Source organism: Sphingomonas mali NBRC 15500 (genome assembly GCF_001598415.1).
Lineage (GTDB): Bacteria > Pseudomonadota > Alphaproteobacteria > Sphingomonadales > Sphingomonadaceae > Sphingomonas > Sphingomonas mali.
In genome coordinates this window covers 70,888-86,400 of sequence record NZ_BCYX01000014.1, presented here as the reverse complement: position 1 = coordinate 86,400, position 15,513 = coordinate 70,888, and the positions used below count along the sequence as shown (strand labels likewise).

General features: G+C 67.0%; 18 protein-coding genes. 14 read left to right on the top strand and 4 right to left on the bottom strand.

The window, feature by feature from the left end; translation table 11 throughout:
• Window positions 1-118 precede the first annotated feature (118 nt).
• The 14 genes from SMA01S_RS12185 (at window position 119) to SMA01S_RS12120 (ending at window position 11,384) form a co-directional block, all read left to right on the top strand.
• Entirely contained in the window at window positions 119-1,456 is a 1,338-nt protein-coding gene (locus SMA01S_RS12185) for a FliI/YscN family ATPase (RefSeq protein WP_066822168.1), read from the top strand.
• A 3-nt stretch (window positions 1,457-1,459) separates the two neighbouring features.
• Window positions 1,460-1,885 (top strand): hypothetical protein, encoded by a 426-nt coding sequence (locus SMA01S_RS12180; RefSeq protein WP_066822164.1) that lies wholly within the window; start codon window positions 1,460-1,462, stop codon window positions 1,883-1,885.
• A gap of 42 nt (window positions 1,886-1,927) precedes the next feature.
• Window positions 1,928-3,193: a flagellar hook-length control protein FliK gene (locus tag SMA01S_RS12175; RefSeq protein WP_066822162.1), complete on the top strand. Its 1,266-nt coding sequence runs from the start codon at window positions 1,928-1,930 to the stop codon at window positions 3,191-3,193.
• A 15-nt stretch (window positions 3,194-3,208) separates the two neighbouring features.
• On the top strand, window positions 3,209-3,796 hold the full coding sequence (locus tag SMA01S_RS12170) for a flagellar basal body-associated FliL family protein (protein ID WP_066822157.1): 588 nt from the start codon (window positions 3,209-3,211) through the stop codon (window positions 3,794-3,796).
• Window positions 3,797-3,802: 6 nt separating this feature from the next.
• A complete protein-coding gene (locus SMA01S_RS12165; protein WP_066822154.1) occupies window positions 3,803-4,744 on the top strand; it encodes a flagellar motor switch protein FliM in 942 nt (313 codons plus the stop codon).
• Entirely contained in the window at window positions 4,741-5,031 is a 291-nt protein-coding gene (gene fliN, locus SMA01S_RS12160; RefSeq protein WP_066588837.1) for a flagellar motor switch protein FliN, read from the top strand. Before SMA01S_RS12165 ends, fliN begins: the two co-directional genes overlap by 4 nt.
• Window positions 5,031-5,294, top strand: coding sequence for a flagellar biosynthetic protein FliO (locus SMA01S_RS12155; RefSeq protein ID WP_066588835.1), 264 nt, complete (start codon window positions 5,031-5,033; stop codon window positions 5,292-5,294). Before fliN ends, SMA01S_RS12155 begins: the two co-directional genes overlap by 1 nt.
• Before the next feature lie 86 nt (window positions 5,295-5,380).
• Window positions 5,381-6,226, top strand: coding sequence for a flagellar type III secretion system pore protein FliP (fliP, locus tag SMA01S_RS12150; protein ID WP_084250271.1), 846 nt, complete (start codon window positions 5,381-5,383; stop codon window positions 6,224-6,226).
• A gap of 190 nt (window positions 6,227-6,416) precedes the next feature.
• Entirely contained in the window at window positions 6,417-6,686 is a 270-nt protein-coding gene (fliQ, locus tag SMA01S_RS12145) for a flagellar biosynthesis protein FliQ (protein WP_066822151.1), read from the top strand.
• A gap of 118 nt (window positions 6,687-6,804) precedes the next feature.
• Complete coding sequence (gene fliR, locus SMA01S_RS12140) at window positions 6,805-7,578, top strand: flagellar biosynthetic protein FliR (RefSeq protein WP_066822148.1); 774 nt, start codon at window positions 6,805-6,807, stop codon at window positions 7,576-7,578.
• Window positions 7,578-8,705 (top strand): EscU/YscU/HrcU family type III secretion system export apparatus switch protein, encoded by a 1,128-nt coding sequence (locus SMA01S_RS12135; RefSeq protein WP_066822145.1) that lies wholly within the window; start codon window positions 7,578-7,580, stop codon window positions 8,703-8,705. Before fliR ends, SMA01S_RS12135 begins: the two co-directional genes overlap by 1 nt.
• A gap of 64 nt (window positions 8,706-8,769) precedes the next feature.
• Complete coding sequence (gene fliD / locus SMA01S_RS12130) at window positions 8,770-10,287, top strand: flagellar filament capping protein FliD (RefSeq protein ID WP_066822142.1); 1,518 nt, start codon at window positions 8,770-8,772, stop codon at window positions 10,285-10,287.
• Complete coding sequence (locus SMA01S_RS12125; RefSeq protein WP_066822139.1) at window positions 10,287-10,688, top strand: flagellar export chaperone FliS; 402 nt, start codon at window positions 10,287-10,289, stop codon at window positions 10,686-10,688. The genes fliD and SMA01S_RS12125 overlap by 1 nt, the downstream gene beginning before the upstream one ends.
• A 135-nt stretch (window positions 10,689-10,823) precedes the next feature.
• Window positions 10,824-11,384: a response regulator gene (locus SMA01S_RS12120; RefSeq protein WP_245649254.1), complete on the top strand. Its 561-nt coding sequence runs from the start codon at window positions 10,824-10,826 to the stop codon at window positions 11,382-11,384.
• Window positions 11,385-11,478: 94 nt separating this feature from the next.
• On the opposite strand, the gene SMA01S_RS12115 is transcribed toward SMA01S_RS12120, so the two are convergent.
• The 4 genes from SMA01S_RS12115 to lysA are packed head-to-tail and all read right to left on the bottom strand — an operon-like array spanning window position 11,479 to window position 15,511.
• The gene (locus SMA01S_RS12115) at window positions 11,479-12,501 is read right to left on the bottom strand and encodes a D-cysteine desulfhydrase family protein (RefSeq protein ID WP_245649253.1); all 1,023 of its coding nucleotides are present in this window, start codon (window positions 12,499-12,501) and stop codon (window positions 11,479-11,481) included.
• A 30-nt stretch (window positions 12,502-12,531) separates the two neighbouring features.
• The gene (locus SMA01S_RS12110) at window positions 12,532-13,488 is read right to left on the bottom strand and encodes a CorA family divalent cation transporter (protein ID WP_066822134.1); all 957 of its coding nucleotides are present in this window, start codon (window positions 13,486-13,488) and stop codon (window positions 12,532-12,534) included.
• Window positions 13,485-14,243 (bottom strand): precorrin-2 dehydrogenase/sirohydrochlorin ferrochelatase family protein, encoded by a 759-nt coding sequence (locus SMA01S_RS12105; RefSeq protein ID WP_174543126.1) that lies wholly within the window; start codon window positions 14,241-14,243, stop codon window positions 13,485-13,487. Before SMA01S_RS12105 ends, SMA01S_RS12110 begins: the two co-directional genes overlap by 4 nt.
• Entirely contained in the window at window positions 14,240-15,511 is a 1,272-nt protein-coding gene (lysA, locus tag SMA01S_RS12100) for a diaminopimelate decarboxylase (RefSeq protein WP_066822131.1), read from the bottom strand. Before lysA ends, SMA01S_RS12105 begins: the two co-directional genes overlap by 4 nt.
• Between the last annotated feature and the right edge of the window lie 2 nt (window positions 15,512-15,513).

Genomic DNA, 15,513 nt, shown 5'->3' with positions numbered 1-15,513 from the left:
CATGTCGTCATGCCGGACTTGTTCCGGCATCCAACGCGCAACAACGGCTGGATTCCGTTGTGGAGGCTTGGACCCCGGAACAAGTCCGGGGTGACGATCGGCTTGGATTGACGCAATCGTGCTGAACCGTTTCGCCCAGGACTATCTCGAAAGCCTCGGCACCGCCGATTTCGTGCCGCAGCCCAAGATATCGGGCCGGCTGGCGTCGTTCGACGGGCTGTTGATGGAAGCGGTCGGACTCAATTTGCCGGTCGGCACGGTGTGTCAGGTGGGCGCCGCGGGCGGCGCCAAGGTCGAGGCCGAAGTGATCGGCTTCCGCAATGGCCGCACCTTGCTGATGAATCTCGGTGGGCCCGCCGCGCTGCTCCCGCAATCGCCGGTACGTCCGGTCGGCGCCCCCGGCGCCGCCGAAGTCGGTGCCGCGCTGCTCGGCCGCGTGGTCGATGGCGCGGGCAAGCCGATCGACGGGCTCGGTCCGATCCGCGGCGCGCAGCATTGGCCGCTTGCCGGCAAACTCCAGGGGCCGCTCGATCGTGGGCGCGTGCTCCAGCCGATGGACGTCGGCGTGCGCGCGATCAACGGACTGCTGACGATCGGCCAGGGCCAGCGCGTCGGCATCATGGCCGGATCGGGTGTCGGCAAATCGGTGTTGCTGGGGATGATGGTCCGCGCCGCGCAAGCGGACGTCGTGGTCATCGGGCTGATCGGCGAACGCAGCCGCGAAGTCGCCGACTTCCTGGAGACCAAGGTCGCCGGAGAGGCTCGCGCGCGCTCGGTCGTAGTCGCGGTGCCCGCCAACCATTCGCCGGTGCTCCGCATCCGCGGCGCGTTGCGCGCCACCGCCATTGCCGAAGGCTTCCGCGCCGAGGGCAAGAAGGTCCTGCTGATCATGGATTCGCTGACTCGTGTCGCGCATGCCGGGCGCGAGATCGGCCTTGCCTTGGGCGAGCCCGCCTCGGCGCGGGGTTATCCGCCTTCGGCGATCGCGATGCTGCCCAATTTGATCGAACGCGCCGGTACCGACGTGAATAGCGGCGGATCGATCACCGCCATCTATACCGTGCTGGCCGATGGTGACGACGGCAACGACCCGGTGGTCGACAGCGCTCGCTCGATCCTCGATGGCCATATCGTGCTGAGCCGCGCGCTGGCCGAACGCGGCGTCTATCCCGCGATCGACCTCGGTCCGTCTGTCAGCCGCGTGATGACCGATATCGTGCCGGCCGACCATATCGCCGCCGCGCGCATCCTGCGTCGTCACCTCGCCACCTATGAGGAGAATCGCGATCTGGTGTTGATGGGCGCCTATCGCGGTGGCGCTGATCCCGAGATCGACGCGGCGATCGCCTATCACCCGGCGGTCATGGAGTATATCCGCCAGGATGCCGATACTAAGGTCTCGTTGCCCGACGCGGTCGCCGAACTGATCGGCGTGTTTGGCCAGCCCCAGGTCTAAGTCATGGCGCGCGGCAAGGGCCAACTCGATCGCATCCTGCGGGTTCGCACGCTGCAATTGGGCATGACGCGCGCCGAGGAAGTCCGCGCCCACGCCAAGATCGCCAGCGAAGCCGATCTTGCCAAACGCATCGCGTCACTCGCCGACAGCGTCGCGCCCACACCGACCGAAGCGGGAAGCGGGTTCTCGCTGGTCGCGGCCGCCCATTTCCGCTCGCGCCTCCACCAATCGGCCGAAATGGCGGAACATCGCCTGCGCGCCGCCGAAGCCGCCGCCGAACGCGCCGCCGAGGCGACCCGAGAGGCGAAGCGCGACCAGTCGGCAGTCGAGAAATTGATGGCCCGCGCCGACCGCGAGGCGGCGCTCAAGGCGATCCGCGCGCTCGAGGCCGCGCCGGCCGTCCGAAAGATTCGGCACGATCCTTGCTAAATACCCCGCGGGGGCAGTGCACGCCTCCCACACGAGGGGTTCATGACCGGCTTGACTTCATCCGTTTCGACGACTGCCGCGCAGCCAGCAAAGGTCGCCGCGCCGTCGCTGCTCGTCCCCGGCACGGTCGCTAATGGCGCTGCGGGGGCGCCGAGCCTTGCCGCCTTTGTCGACCTGATGATCGGCAAGACGACGGTCGCCCCCAAGGACGGGCAGACCGGCGACGAGCGGCAGGATGATGCCGCGACCGGCAAAGCCTTGCCGGAAAAGGATGACGACAAGGGCGACCCCGCGCTTGCCTGGCTGCTCTCGGTGGCGCCGATCGCTTTGCCCGCCGCCAATCCCGCGAAATCTGTTGGCGCCACGGCGGTCACCGCGCCGCTCACCCCGGGCGCCGCGACCCCGCAGCCCGCACTGCCGTTGACGGTTGCCAGCAATACCCCGCAGACCCAGGCTGAGGCGGCGCCCGCGCCGGCGGCATCGCAGGCCCTGGCCGAGATGCAATCGCAGGCCGCGGCCACGCCCATCCCGGTCGCGCTCCAACCCATTCCTGCAGCGCCGATCACGATCGACGCGACATTCGCCGCGGCCCTCGACGTGCCGAACTCGACGCCGGCCGCCAAGCCGGCGATTGCCGTCGCCGATCGATCGACCGCCGAGCAGACCGCCGCGCAACCGATCCGGATCACTATGCCGCCAGCGGCGCCAGTGACCTTGGCGTCGCTGGCGTCGGCGAACGCGCCGATGCCGGCACTTTTCGCGCTGGCGATGGCGCCCGAGCGCAAGGCTGCCGGCGAAGGCGAGGGCAGCCAGCCCGGCAGCCTGACCGCTGCCGCGACGCTGTTGACGCCGGCCGACGCCGTCCAGCTGGTCGCCAAGCCGGGCCAGGCCGAGCGCCAGGCGCTCGACATGGGACGCCAGGATTGGCCGCAAAAGATGATCGACCGGATCGAGGCGCTGCGCGACGACGCCAATGCCAATGATACCTCGATCCGGCTCAAGCCCGACGCGCTCGGGCGGATCGACGTGTCGCTGCGCACGCATGCCGATGGCGCGGTCACCGTCCGCTTCGCGGCGGAACAGCCGACCACGCGCGCATTGCTCGCCGACGCCGCGCCGCAGCTCAACGCCGCGGCCGAGGCGCGTGGCATCCGGCTGGCCGGGACCAGCGTCGACCTGAGCGGCTCGGGCATGACCGGGGGCGACCGCCCGCGGCCGCAGGCTGACGTGCGACAGGACAGCAAAAATCGCCTCGCGATCGGCGGGGATGACGACATTCGGGCCGTCGATGACGGCCGTGTGGCTTGATTGGGGGAATGAACGATGAGTGACGAAACCAAGGCCGACACGCCCAAGAAAAAGGGCAAAGGCAAATTGATCATCCTGATGCTCCTGGCCGTGCTTCTGGTGGGTGGCGGCACGGCGGGCGGCCTGTGGGCGGCAGGGATGCTGGGCGGCGCCAAGCCGGCCGGGCCCGAAGGCCCCAAATTGGTGCCCAAGAGCGAACAGAAGCGCGCTGGCGGCGAGGGCAAGGAAGGCGAGGGCGCCACGTCGAGTGGCACCAAGCCGCCGTCGGGCAGCGGCGGCGACAAATATGCGTCCAATTATTACGCGATCGAAAAGGACTTCACCTCGAACCTGCGCGACAGCCCGCATTACGTCCAGATCGGGATCGCGGTGTCGACGCCGTACGACGATTCGGTGATCGAGAACCTCAAGACCAACGAGATCGCGGTGCGGTCGGCGGTGCTGATGGCACTCGGCGATGCGACCGAGGAAGAGGTCACGACCGGTGACGGCAAGAAGCATCTTGCCCAGCGATTGGTCCAGGCAATCAACGCCACGCTCAAACAAAAAGAGGGATTTGGCGGGATTAGTAACGTCTACTTTACCAATTTTGTTGTTCAGTGACCGGGCATGGTTAACGGCTCGTCATCCATATCCGACACGGACCGGCGCGAACGCCCTCGCGCGGCGGCGGCACACGCCCCCGCGCTGGGCGGCGCCAATCTGAATCCGTTCGGCGATCTGCACACGCTGCAGCATCTCTCCGCGCGTCTCGCCCGGAGCCTGCGCGGCGTGTTCGAGCCGTTGCTGCGCCAGGAGGTCCGCTTGTGGGCGGAGCCGCTGGTGGTGCAGCGTTTCACCGATTACCGCGCCGAACGCCCCGACGGCCTGACCGCCTGGGTGCCGCTGGCGATGACGCCGGGCACCGGCCAGGCGCTGTTGGTGGTCGACGGCAAGTTCGTGCTCGAACTGCTCGACATGTTCTTTGGCGGCACCGGCGCCGCGCCGCACGACATGCCGAGCGAATTCTCGCCGGCCGCGGAAGCGATGATCGGACACCTTGCCGCGATCGTCGCCGAGCCGATGACGACTTCCTGGGAGCCGCTCGCCAAGGTGAGCTTCTCGCCGGGTCGGGTCGAGGCCAATCCGTCGATGGTCGCGGGGCTGGACGGCGACGATCCGATGGTCGTCACCCGTTTCGGCATCGGCAAGCATCACGGCAAGCCGATCTTCATCGACATCGTCTATCCGGTGCAGTCGCTCAAGCCCTACACCCCGTCGCTCACCGGCAAGGTGCTCGGCGCCGCGCCCGATCCGGCATGGCAGAACGGGCTCGCCAAGGCCGTGATGACGGTGACCTTCCCGGTTCGCTCTGTGCTGGCCGAGCCGGTGATCAGCCTCGCCAAGCTGATGGAACTCAAGGAAGGCGACGTGATCCCGATCAGCGTCGCCGCCGACGTGCCGGTGATGGTGGCCAATGGCCGCCTCGGCACCGGCACCGTCGGCACGTCCAACGGACGCGCCGCGATCAAGCTCAATTCGCTCTCTCTCAATGTCGAGGAACTCGCATGACCGATTTGTCCGGGACCTTCCCGGTCGACGCCAATATGGCGGCCAATTACCGGCTGCTGCAGGATGTCGACGTCAAGCTCACGGTGGAGATCGGCCAGACCCGGCTGACGCTCCGCGAATTGCTCGCCTTGGGCGAAAGCTCGGTGATCGAGCTCGACCGCCAGGCCAACGAACTGCTCGACGTGTTCGTCAACGGCACGCTGATCGGGCGTGGCGAGGTCGTCACCGTCGGCGAGCGCTTCGGCGTCCGCCTTACCGAGCTGGTCAGCCCAGAGAAGCGCGGCTGATGCTCTGGACGTATATCCTCAAGCTGTTCGTGCTGCTGCCGCTGGTCTGCGGCCTGATGGTCGGCTGTCTGTGGCTGTGGCGCCGGCTCGAGAGCCGGATGCCGGGCCAGCCGGCCAACCGCACGATCAAGGTGCAGGAAACGATGATGCTGTCGCCGGGCCTGCGCCTCGCGGTGATCGAGTTCGAAGGGCAGAAATTGCTCGTGTCGGTCGGTCGCGGCGGGGTCCAGCTGATCGACAAGGCCGGGGGGCTGCCCAAGTGACGACGATCCGCCGCCTAAAGGAAGACGGCCCTTCGCTGTTCCGCGCGCCGGTTTCTGCCGCGCCGCGTCCGAAGAATGTCCAGCTGATGAAGCTGGTGCTGATCCTGCTCGCGTTCATCGCCCTGCTGAGCGTCGCGATGCCCTCCTTCGCCCAGAGCGCGCCCGCCGCGCCGACGACGACCACCGCCTCTTCGGCACCGGCCGCCGCGGCCAAGCCCGGCATCGGCGACGCGGTCGACCGCGCGCTGGGCCAGCTTGGCGGGCCGGGCGCCGCTGCCGCCACCAATGGCGCGGGCAAGGCGCCGCTGTCGCTCAGCCTGCAGGTCCTCATCATCATGGGCCTGCTCACGATCCTGCCCGGGATCCTGCTCATGATGACCAGTTTCACGCGGATCATCATCGTGCTGTCGATCCTGCGCCAGGCGCTGGGATTGCAGCAGACGCCGCCCAACCAGGTGCTGATCGGCCTGTCGCTGTTCCTGTCGCTGTTCGTGATGGCGCCGACGATCAATCAGATGAACACCCAGGCGATCCAGCCTTATTCCGCCGGCCAGATCGGCGGGACCGACATGATCCAGCGCGCCGGCCAGCCGCTCCACGCCTTCATGGTCAAGCAGACCCGGATGAAGGATCTCAAGATGTTCGCCGACATGGCGCATTCGGGCCCGTACAAGGCCTCGACCGATATTCCTTATACGGTGCTGCTGCCGGCGTTCGTCACCAGCGAATTGAAGACTGCGTTCCAGATCGGCTTCCTGATCTTCCTGCCGTTCATCGTCATCGACCTGGTGGTCGCGACCGTGCTCATGTCGCTCGGCATGATGATGATGTCGCCGACGATCATCTCGATGCCGTTCAAATTGCTCTTGTTCGTGCTGGTCGACGGCTGGGCGATGATGATGGGCAGCCTCGCGTCGAGTTTCGCGACATGATGCCCGCCTGCCCGCCCCCCGCGCCGAACCCGTTCCGCGTGCCGCCGCCTGCCATGCCGAGCCGCAGGCCGATGCTGTGGCTCTCCCCCAACCGTCATGCCAGCGAACGCTGGCATCTCGTTGAGGGAAATACCGCACAAGACCCCAGCTGTCGCTGGGGTGACGATAAAACCAACTGGATCAACTGACGATGGACGCCGACTATTTCATCGGAGCGGCCGATCAGACGATGTGGGTGCTGGCGCTCGCCGCCGCTCCCGTGTTGATCCCGGCGTTGCTCGCCGGCCTGATCCTGGGCATGGTCCAGGCGGCGACGTCGATCAACGAACAGACGCTGACCTTCGTCCCCAAGCTGGCGGTGGTGGGGCTGTCGCTGCTGATCTTCGGCAGCCTGATCATGGGCCTGCTGACCGACTTCACGATCGACATCTTCCAGCGCATTCCGGATCTGGTGCGGTGAGGACTTTCGACATTCCCCTCCCGCTCGCGGGAGGGGCTAGGGGAGGGCATGTCGCCCACCCGCTGTCCGATAACACGCCCTCCCCCAACCCCTCCCGCGTGCGGGAGGGGAGCTTCTGATGCTCGGCCTCGGCCTGAACATCGAGGCGCAGCTCTGGGCGCTCCTCTTCGTGATGATCCGGATCGGCGCGGCGTTCGTCGCGGCGCCGGTGTTCGGCGCGGTGGCGGTGCCACTGCCCGTGCGCGTCGCGCTGTCGGGCGCGATCGGCGTGCTGGTGCTGGCGGTCCATCCGATCGTCCCGCCCGCCGATATTTTTTCCATCGCCACCATCTTGAGCGCTACTGCCGAAGCCCTGATCGGGCTCGCTATCGGCTTCATCCTGCAGATCGCGTTTGCTGCTCCCGCGGTTGCCAGCGAAGTGATCGGCACCTCGATGGGGATCGGCTTCGCTTCGGCGATCGACCCGCAGAATGGCCGCTCGACGCCCGCTTTGGGCAATTTCCTGTCCGTGCTGATGACCTTGCTGTTCCTGTCGGTGAACGGGCATCTCGTCCTCGTCGACATGCTGGTGCGCAGCTATGCGGTGCTGCCGCCGGGCGGCGCCTGGTTGTCGCCGGACCGGCTCAAGGACATCGCGTTCTTCGGTGGCTATACCTTCGCCGCCGGTCTGCTCCTCGCGCTGCCCGTCGGCTTCCTGCTGCTGTGCCTCAACATGATCGTCGGCATGGTCAGCCGCGCCGCACCCAGCCTCAACCTGTTCGCGATCGGTCTGCCCGCCAGCCTCGCGGTCGGCGTGGTCGCGCTCGCGCTCGCGATGCCGGCAATGGGTGATTACATGCTCGTCATCGTCCAGGAAGGGCTCGATGCCTCGCAAAGCCTGGTGTTCGGCTGATGGCGGAATATGAAGGCGACAAGACAGAAGCGCCAACAGCCAAGCGTCGCAAGGACGCGATCGAGCGCGGCGACGTCCTCAAGTCGCGTGAATTCGCCACCGCGCTGATCGTGCTCGCCGGCTGCGGCTGGATCGCGATGCTCGGGCCGCAAATGATCAAGGCGTGCGAAGGGCTGATGACCGCCAGCTTCCGCTTCGGCCGCGCCGATATCGAGGATTGGTCGCCGATGCGGCCGCTGATCCAGGCCGGCCTTGGCTTCGCGCCGACAGTCGGCGGATTGTTCCTGATCGCGATGATCGCGGCAGTGCTCTCCCAGGCGGGGCTCGGCTCGTTCCGCTTCAACGGCAGCCTGCTTCAGCCCAAATTCTCGCGGATCAATCCGGCATCGGGGCTGAAGCGGATTTTCGGTCCGACCGGCTGGATCGAGCTTGGCAAGTCGCTGCTCAAGGTCGCCTTGCTTGGGTCGATCGGCGCCTGGTTGATGTGGAAGACCGCGCAGCCGACCTTGGGGCTGTCGACCTCGTCCGACGTGGCCGGGGTGGTCGGCAATCTCGGCGGGACGTTCGTGTGGATCCTGTTCACGATGGCGGGCGGGCTGGTGGTGATCGCCGGCGTCGATCTGCCGATCCAGATCATTCGGCTGCTGGGCAAGCTCAGGATGAGCAAACAGGAAGTCCGCGACGAGAACAAGGAGACCGAGGGTTCGCCCGAGGCCAAGCAGCACCTGCGCCAACGCCAGCGCGAGATGAGCCGGCGGTCGGTCAGGAAAGCGGTCGCCACTGCCGACGTCATTCTGACCAACCCGACGCATTTCTCGGTCGCGCTGCGCTATGACCGCTTCAACGACAATGCGCCGGTGGTGGTGGCCAAGGGGCGCGGCACCACCGCGCTGGCCATCCGCGATGTCGCCGGGGACGAGAAAATCCCGATTCTCGAATATCCGATGCTCGCGCGCGCGGTCTATTATACCAGCCGCGAAGGGCAGGAGATCCGCGACGATCTCTACCCGGCGGTCGCCACCGTTCTGGCCTTCGTCTTCGGCCTCAACCAGCGTGCCGGGACGGTGCCGCCGGCGATCGACGTGCCAACCACCGCGCGGTTCGACGAAAACGGCGTCAAACAATGACGAAAGTCCTAAAATTTGTTTCGGACCGGTCGTTCCATGATCTGACGCGCGCGGAGTAACGATCATGGTGACGACCAGCTCGACCACGAGCACCCCGACCCCGACACCCAGCCCGACGCCGAGTCCGTCGGCATCGAGCGTGATGGGCTCGGCCGCGCAGGCGCTGTTCAATTCGCTGTCGACCGGGTCGGGCGTCGATACCGCGTCGCTCGTCACCTCGCTGGTCCAGGCGCAATTCGCCACCAAGACCGATGCGCTGACCGCCCAGTCCGACGCACTGACCGCGCAGATTTCGGGCGTGTCGACGCTCAAGAGCACGATCCAGCAATTCGCCAGCGCGTTGAAGACGCTGACCACCAACGGCACCTTGCAGTCGCAGCCGCAAAGCTCGAACAACAACGTGCTGACCGCGAGCGCGCAGACCGGCGCGGCGCTGAACGGCCTGACCGCGTCGATCACCGTCAGCCAGCTTGCCAGCGCGCAAGTCGCGACGACCCAGGTCGCGGTCGCCGACCGCACCGCGGTGATCGGATCGGGCCAGCTGACGCTGACATTGGGCAGCGCGACCTATTCGGCCGACGGCAGCCAGATGACCGGCTTCACCGCCGGTGCGGGCACGCCGGTCACGATCGACCTGACCAATTCGAGCCTCGACGGCATCGCCGCCGCGATCAACGCCAAGAAAGCCGGCGTCACCGCCTCGGTCGTCACCGATGTCGACGGCAAGGCCTATCTCTCGCTCAAGGGCGCGACCGGCACGACGCAGGCGTTCACGCTTGCCGCGACGACTGATCCCACGGGCAATCTCGCGCAGTTCAATGTCGGCGTCGGCGCGACCGGCACCAAGATGTCGTCGGTCGCGCAGAACGCCAAGCTGACCGTCGATGGCGTCTCGGTCGAGCGCGCGTCGAACACGGTCACCGACCTGATCAACGGCGTGAAGCTGCAGCTGACCGGCACCAGCCCGGTTGCGGTGTCGCTGACCGCGAGCTCGCCGACCGACGGCCTGAAACAGGCGATCACCGACTTCGTCGACAGCTACAATGAGGTGCTGAACACCATCAACACCCAGATCGACCCGCAGAACGGGCCGCTCAAGAACGACACCGCGGCGCGCGGGCTGATCAATTCGCTGCGCTCGCTGACGACGCGCTCCCTGCTTACCGGCGCAGCAGCCGGAACGCCGACGACGCTGGGCGAAATCGGCATCAAGACCAATCGCGACGGCACCTTGTCGGTCGACGACGCGACGGTGACCAACGCGCTCAACAATTACCCGGCATCGGTCGAGGCGATGTTCTCGTTCTCGACCTCGAGTTCGGACGGCATCACCGCGGCGATGAACGGCATTTCGCTGACATCGACCAGCACATTATACGGCCTCGGCGCCTCGCTGACGCGCTACACCCAGCAGCAGTCGGACGTGTCGAAAGCGAAGGACGATCTGTCCGACCAATCGGACCAGATGAAGACCCGGCTGACTCAGCAATTCGCCAGCATGAACGCCAAGGTCGCCGCCTATAAATCGACCCAGGCATTCCTCAAGTCGCAGATCGACGCCTGGGCGAAGGGCAGCAATTGATGGCCGGCTATGCGACCGCGCTGCGCGGAGATCCCGAGGCGACCTACCGCCAGATCGACCTGGTCGGCCGCACCGGTGAGGCCGACGGGCCGGCGCTGGTCCAGTTGCTCTACGAGGAATTGGTCCGCGCGCTCCGTGTCGCTGCGCACGCCACCGAAAACCAGAATTACGCGCTGAAGGGTGAGAAGATCACTCGCGCGACCGCCATCCTGTTCGCGCTCGAGGCGGGCTTGGATTTCGACAAGGGTGGCGAAGTCTCGCACACGCTCGCGCGACTCTATCGCGGCGCGCGCAATGCGATCATCGACGCCAGTGTGGGGCATGAGGCGCAGCCGTTCCTCGAAGTCGCCTCCAATCTCGAGGAAATCGCCCAGGCCTGGGCACAGGCTCGCCGCGCCTGAATGTTTTGTTTCAGCAAAAGCTGAAACGGTTGCCGGTGCCGCGACAAACGACCTCGCGACGGCAACGTGGTTGCCGCGCCGTTAACCCTTTCGTGACCGGCGCCAGCTTAGGGTCGCGATCAAAGGAAGGACCCGATGGCCGAACTTCACCGACCCATGCGCACGATCCTGGTGGTCGACGACAGCCGCACCAATCTGAACGTCATCGGCAAGCGGCTGACGCATTTCGGCTATCTGACCGCGCTCGCAGACAATGGCGGGGAAGCGCTCGACCTGATCGCCGCGCGCGGCTTTGATCTCATCCTGCTCGACCTGGTGATGCCGGGGATGAGCGGGCTCCAGGTGCTGGCCGAATTGCGCTCGCGGCCCGAAACCGTCGATTTGCCGGTGATCGTCGTCACCGGCCGTAGCGACCCCGAAGCGGCGGTTCAGGCACTCGCCGCCGGCGCCGACGACCATGTCGCCAAGCCATTCGATTTCGACGTGCTGCATGCCCGTATCGAGCGCACGCTTGCGCGCGCCCGGCGCGTCAGCGACCTCAAGCGGTCGAACGCCGCGCTCGACGCGCGGATCGCCGCGCGCGCGATGGAATTGGGCGAAGCGCGCGCCGAACTCGCCGACATCCGCGCCGATCGCCAACGGCTGATCGTCTCGCTCCAGGCGCTGCACGACGAGGTCGAGCGGCTGCGGGCGTAGAGCAGGCTGTTCTTAACCCCTCTCCCGCTTGCGGGAGAGGGTTAGAAGCAGGGATTGGCCACAACGCCGCAACCGACATCGGCGCGCGACCGGATCAGCCGCCGCTCGCGATGGCATCCCGATAGGCGAAGAGGCCGGGCACGCCGCCGGTCATCACGAACAGCACGTCGCGATCCCGCCACGCGCCTGTCCGCATCCCGGCGAGCACGCCGGCGAACGCCTTGCCGCTATAGACCGGGTCGAGCAGCAAGCCCTCGGTCCGCGCCATGATCCGCAGCGCGTCGACCATCGCGTCGGTCGGCAGGCCATAAGCGTCACCACGCTGCGACCCATCGATGCGGATCGCGTCCTCGGCCAGGCTGCAGTCGGGCGCGATCAAGTTGAGCGCCTGGGACGCCAGGCGACGCGTCTCTTCGAGTGCCTTGTCGAGCGGCGCCAGGACCGTGAAGGACAGGATGCGGCGCGGATCGTCGCCAGCGGCGCTCAGCCCCGCCGCCAGCCCGGCATGGGTGCCGGCACTGCCGTTCGGCACGACGATCGCCTCGAATCGGCGGCCGGCGACTTGCTCTTCCTCCAGGATTTCCGCCGCGCAGACCGCATAGCCCAGACAGCCGAGCGGCGAGGAGCCGCCGCTGCCGACGACATAGGCCTTGCGCCCCTCGCGTCCGATCTCGTCGGCGCGCGCCCGTGCGGCGTCCAGCGCGTTCACGTCGCCCGGCAGCCGATGCACCGTCGCCCCGAACAGGTCGTCGAGCAGCAGATTGCCGTTCGTCCGATAGGCTTGGTCATGGCGCGGCACGACGTCGCTCAGCATCAGTTCGCAGGCGAGGCCGGCGCGCGCCGCCGCAGCCGCGCTTTGCCGTGCGTGATTCGATTGCAGGCCGCCGGTGGTGATGAACGTGTCGCAGCCCTGCGCGACAGCCTCGCCGATCAGGAATTCGAGCTTGCGGAGCTTGTTGCCGCCGCCACCCACGCCCATGACGTCGTCGCGCTTGACCCATAAGCGGGCGCCGCCGGTGGCCGGGCCCAGCCTTTGCTCCAGGCGAACCAGCCGCTGGACCGGCGTTGGTCCGTCGAGCAGCCGAAAGCGCGGGAATTCATCCAGCCGAATTCTCATCTCAGCGACCATCGCCATCTCCGCCGCGCTCTATCCCCGCAACCAATGCCGCCGGACGAAATAGGCCGTCACGCTCACCGCGGTCAGCACGCAAATGGCGACGATCGCGTCGAACGCCCAAGGCCGATCGGCGAGCCACAGGCCGCGCACGTTCATGCCGTACAGCCCGGTCAGGAAAGTCAGCGGCAGGAAGATCATCGCGACGATCGAGATGATCAAGGCGCGCTGGTCGATCTGTTCGGCGCGCAGGTCGGTCAGCGCCTCATGCGTCAGCGCCGAGCGTTCGCGGATGCTCTCCAGTTCCTCGGCCATGCGCGCGGCGCGGTCGGCGGCCGCCGACAGGTGCAGGCGATCGTCGTCGCCCAGCCAGCCGACCTGAAGCGTGCTGAGCTTTTCGAGCGCGGTACGCTGCGGCGCGAGGAAGCGGCGATAGCCGATCGACTGGACGCGGACGCGGGTGACGGTGCGGCGCAGCTCGAAAATTTTCTCATTGTCGAGCGACGTCTCGCACTCGTCGAGATCGTCGCCCAATTGCGCGACGTCGGGGTCGAGGTCGCTGGTAATCGCCGTGGCGAACTCGGTGATCAGGTCGCCGGGATCACGGACCTGGCCGGCCTCGACGCATTGTTCGACCAGCTTGATCGCGTTCAATGTCTTGCGCGTGACCGAGATGACGCGCCCGGCGATCGCCCAGATGCGGACCGAGGCGAGCGGATCGGACGACACCATTTCGTCCTCCGACCGCCCGCGCAGGTTGAGCAACGCGCCTTCGCCGAACTGTTCGCAGCGCGGGCGTGTCTCGGTCGCGGTCAGCGCATCGACCAGGTAATCGTCGAGCTTGGCGACGTCGGACAACCAGGCCTGGGCATGTTCGTTATTGGTCGTCAGATGGACCCAGACGAAACCGTGGTCGATGTCGAGCGCTTGCTTGATCTCGCAGCGCGTCGCTTGGCCGCTCTCATCGACATGATAGGCAAAGCCGCTCATCGCGCGATCTCCAGAAACACGGTCAGCCCTTCTGCCATATCAACGGGCGGCGCAACCGAAACGATCCGTGGCGCGTCGGCGCGCGCGCGATCAAGGATGGCGGGCGGCACGTCGGGCGTGTGGACCACGCGATCGGCCTGGGCGAGCAGGCGCGCCTGGCGCAAGGTGAGATCGTCGGGGTCGGGCGAGGAGAGGCCGATCGCCTCGATCGCGTTCGGCCGTCGTGCATCGCCGCGCCACGTATCGACGCTTGCCGCATCAGCCGCCAGCGGATCGAGCGCACCGCCGTCGCTCAGCGCCTGGGCCAGGGCGTGGCGGCGGGCATCCATATCGGGCAGCAACGTCTTGAGTCGCGCCCGGGCCGCGTACAGCGCCTCGGCGAGTCCACCCAGCGTCGTCGGGAGTATGGCTTCGAGCCGCTGGCGCAACGCCGCCGCCAGTCCGGCCGAGGCGCCGCCCGTGCCGATCGCGACGATCACCGGCGAGCGATCGACGATCGCGGGCAGGGTGAAATCGCACAGATCGGGGCGATCGACCGCGTTGACCAGCACGCCGCGCGCCTTGAGCCGCGCGACCGTCGCATCTGGATCGCCGAGCGCGACGATCGCCAGGGCCGCCTCATCGCTTTCGCCGACGATCGCCGCGCCGGCGCGGTCGAGCAGGCGGCGTTTGGCGTCCGCGCTTTCACCCTCGCCGATCAGCATCACCGGCCGCCCCGCCAGCCGGAGGAAGACCGGCAGGCTGTGCAGAGTCACGCGGGAACCGTCCTTAGCCAGTCGGGGACATGTTCCTCCGACATCACGCGATAGGCCGGGATGCGCTCGGCGACCACGGCGTAGCGGTCGCCGTCGACCATCACTTCGGGCACCAAGGCGCGGCTGTTATAGGTCGAGGCCATGGTCGCGCCGTACGCACCGGCGGTGCGGAAGATGGCGAGGTCGCCCTCCTTGACCTTGTCGATGTCGCGCGCCTTGGCGAAGGTGTCGCCGCTTTCGCACACGGGGCCGGCGATATTGGCGACGAAGCGCTCGCCGGTCGGCTTCACCGCGACGAAATCGTGCCACGCATCGTAGAGCGCAGGCCGCGCAAGATCGTTCATCGCCGCGTCGACGATCACCCAGGGATTGGCCGGAGAGGGCTTCACCCAGATCACCTGGGTCAGCAGCACCCCGGCATTGCCGGCGATGACTCGGCCGGGCTCGAACATCAATTCGACGTCCCAGTCGCGAGTGACCCGCGCGACCATCTCGCCATAAGCGGCGGGGCTTTCCGGCTTGTCCTCGGCGCGATAGGCGACGCCCAGCCCGCCGCCGAGATCGACGCGGTCGATGCGATGACCCGCAGCGCGCAGATCGGAAACGAGCTGACCGATCCGGCGATAGGTCGCTTCCATCGGCGCGACGCTGAGCAATTGGCTGCCGATATGCGAGGCGACGCCGCGCAGATGGAGGCCGGGAAGCTTCGATAGCCGATCATAGATGGCCGGCGCCTCGGCGATCGCGACGCCGAACTTGTTCTCCGCCTTGCCGGTCGAGATCTTGGCGTGCGTGCCGGCATCGACGTCGGGATTGACCCGCAGCACGCACGGCGCCTTGATCCCGCGAGCGGCGGCAATCTCCGACAGCGCGACGCCTTCGGCTTCGAGCTCGAGATTGAACTGGCCGATGCCGCGGTCGAGCCCCTGTGCCAGTTCGCCGCGGGTCTTGCCGACGCCCGAGAACACCACGTCCTTGGCCGGCACCCCGGCAGCAAGCGCGCGTTCGAGCTCGCCGCCCGACACGACGTCGGCGCCATAGCCGGCATTGGCCATCACGCGCAGCACGGCGAGATTGGGATTCGCCTTGATCGCATAGGCGAGATGGACTCGCGGTACGTCTTTCAGCCCCTCGCGAAACGCGTGGGCGTGGCGCTCGAAAGTGCGGCGCGAATAGATATAGACGGGAGTCCCCACTTCCGCGGCGATGCGCGTCATGGGGACGTCTTCGGCGTAGAGCTCGCCGTTCCTCAGATTAAAATCGTCCATGA